The sequence below is a fragment of the Carnobacterium sp. genome (assembly GCF_049673005.1).
GTDB lineage: Bacteria > Bacillota > Bacilli > Lactobacillales > Carnobacteriaceae > Carnobacterium_A.
On the sequence record NZ_JBATXB010000112.1, the window covers coordinates 1 to 2,986 of the forward strand.

The 2,986-nt window shown below is 35.5% G+C and carries 2 protein-coding genes; both read right to left on the minus strand.

From position 1 onward, the window contains the following. A partial coding sequence (gene pgmB / locus WBF61_RS08725) for a beta-phosphoglucomutase (protein WP_424255716.1) occupies positions 1 to 604 on the minus strand: 604 nt, incomplete at its 3' end. A 28-nt stretch (positions 605 to 632) separates the two neighbouring features. Next, the gene (locus tag WBF61_RS08730; RefSeq protein ID WP_424255718.1) at positions 633 to 2,897 is read right to left on the minus strand and encodes a glycoside hydrolase family 65 protein; all 2,265 of its coding nucleotides are present in this window, start codon (positions 2,895 to 2,897) and stop codon (positions 633 to 635) included. Between the last annotated feature and the right edge of the window lie 89 nt (positions 2,898 to 2,986).

Here is a 2,986-nt window from a genome sequence, read left to right on the forward strand (position 1 = left end):
CCACCGTTTTATCTGCAGCACTTAATACCTTTTTATCTCCGACGGCAATGGAAACCATATTCGCACGATTAATTGACTCAACACCTGCAGCTGCATCCTCAATCCCCACGCACTCGCTAACTAGACAATTTAATTGCTCAGCAGCTTTTTCAAAGATTTCAGGATTAGGCTTTCCTGCTGATAATGTTGCTGGATCAACAATCGTATCAAATAAAGTATGCAACCCTAATTTTTTCAGAATAACTGGTCCATTTTGGCTAGCAGAGGCTAATCCTATTAAAATATTAGCCTTATTTAATTGATACAATAATCGTTCAATCCCAGGCAGAATATCCGCTGAACTCATTTGCTCAATCATTTTTTTATATTCTTCATTCTTTTTAACTGCTAATTCTTCTTTTTCAGCTAGACTAAATTTGTTCTCTACTTTGCCTTTTCTTAAGATCCGCTCTAAGGATTCGATGCGGCTAATCCCTTTAAGTTGTTCATTAAATTCGTTATCTATGTTAATGTCTAATTCTTCAGCTAGAGCTTTCCACGCTAAAAAGTGATAACCAGCAGTATCCGTTATAATTCCGTCTAAATCAAATATTACAGCCTTCATAATTCTATTCTCCTTTTTTATATGGCCTTTATTTTCTTTCTAACAAGCAAGTGAATTTATCTGTGAGCACAATCCATTTATCATATATCTTGATTTCAATCGGTAAACCTTTAACCAACTCCATTGTTAAACCAGTTGTATCCACGATGATTTTCACTAAACGTTCCCGATAGTTAATATGGAATTCATAATTTGTCCAATTCTTAGGTAATGATGGTGCAAAAGACAATCTCTCATTTGCGGTACGCATACCCGCAAATCCTTCAACAATTGTCAACCAACTACCTGTCATTGATGTAATGTGTAGCCCATCTTCTGTATCATTGTTGTAGTTGTCTAAATCTAACCGAGCTGTCCGGCTATACAACTCAACTGCTTTATCCATATTATTCAAATCTGCTGCTATTATCGCATGAATGCTTGGTGATAGACTTGACTCATGAACGGTCAATGGTTCATAAAAATCAAAATTTGCACGTTTTTCTGCTTCTGTAAATTCTTCCATAAAGAAATAAATTCCTTGGAGCACATCCGCTTGTTTTATATACGGTGAACGCAAAATTCTATCCCAAGACCAGTTTTGACTTAGAGGCAACTCTTCCGGATTTAACTCCGAAACTGGCCTAAGCTCTTTATCTAAAAATGTATCGTGTTGAACAAAGATGCCTCTTTTTTCATCTATCGGAAAATACATTTTTTCAATAATATTTTTCCATTTATCTATTTCTTCTTTTTTTATGTTTAAAGAGATTTTTTTGTTTTCAGCTTTTTCTAATGACAAAAGTGTATATTTTAGAGTCCAGACGGCCATTTTATTCGTGTACCAATTATTATTCACGTTATTTTCATATTCATTGGGACCTGTAACACCATGCATCATGTATTGATTTTTATCTTGATTGTAATGAACTCGATCAGACCAGAACCGGCTAATACCAACTAAAACATCTAACCCTTTATCTATTAGATAGCTTTCATCTCCAGTATAATTTGTGTAATTATAGATAGCGTAAGCCATTGCTCCGTTGCGATGAATTTCTTCAAAGGTGATTTCCCATTCATTATGACACTCTACTCCTGTGAAAGTTACCATTGGGTATAAAGCACCTTTTAATCCTTGTTGACGTGCATTGTGTTCCGCTTGAGGCAACTGATTGTGACGATAATTCAATAAGTTCTTAGAAACTTTTTGATCTGTCAGTGCTAAGTACAACGGAATGGCATAAGCTTCTGTATCCCAGTACGTCGCTCCACCGTATTTTTCACCAGTGAAACCTTTAGGACCAATATTCAAACGTTCATCTTCTCCATAGTAAGTTGAAAAAAGTTGAAATAAATTATATCGAATGCCTTGCTGTGCTGCACTATCTCCACCTATTACGACATCTGCTTTATCCCATCGCTCTTGCCAAAGTTGCATATGCTGTTGACGCAATTGGGTAAATGAATACCGTGAAATCCTTTCACTTATTTTTTTACTTCTATTCGTGACCTCTTCTTTAGAACTATCACGAGAAGTAGTTAAAGTTATTAGCTTTTCAATACTTGCTGATTCTCCTACTCTAAGTTTACCGGTAAATTCTTGAACAACTGTTAGGTCAGTTGAACTCGTATAAGTATGTTTCAGGTTTTTAACCCGATTTACCATCGTCGCTGCTACTGTAAACTGCTCTATACCAAATTTATTTGGTTTCGTTTCTACAGTTAAGCTATCTTCCGTAACAGAAATCGGCAACCAGAATTTTTCTTCATAGTTTGAATCTTCATTCGTTACATTTCCATCTAAAGCTGGTTCAAAGCTAATTATGGCTTCACCAGTTAAACAAGTAACCTCCATGCGAATAGCGCAAAGTTCTTTTTGAGCTAAGCTTACAAATCTTTCAACCTCAACATGAAATTTCTTGCCGCTTTTTTCGACAACATAACTACGAGATAAAATCCCTTTTTGCATATCTAATGACATCTTAAATTCAGAAACGGTATCTTTATACAAATCTACTTGCTCTTCATCTATATAAAGATCGAGTTTAATAAAGTTCATTGAGTTAATTACTTTACCAAAATACTCAGGGTAGCCATTCTTCCACCAACCAACGCGAGTCTTGTCTGGATACCAAACACCTGCAAGATAACTTCCTTGATGGTTATCGCCTGAATAATGTTCTTCAAAGTTGCCACGCATCCCCATATATCCATTTCCTATACTCATCAAACTTTCCTGTAAGCGACGCTCTTTTTTATCTAATATCTGTGTTTGTACTTTCCATTCATCTAATTCAAATAATCGTTTCATTTATTAAGTTCCTCCTATAGCTGCCTGATAGTATCAGATTCGATTTTTATAGTCTAATCTTAAACGCAAACGTTTGCGTTGTCAAACGT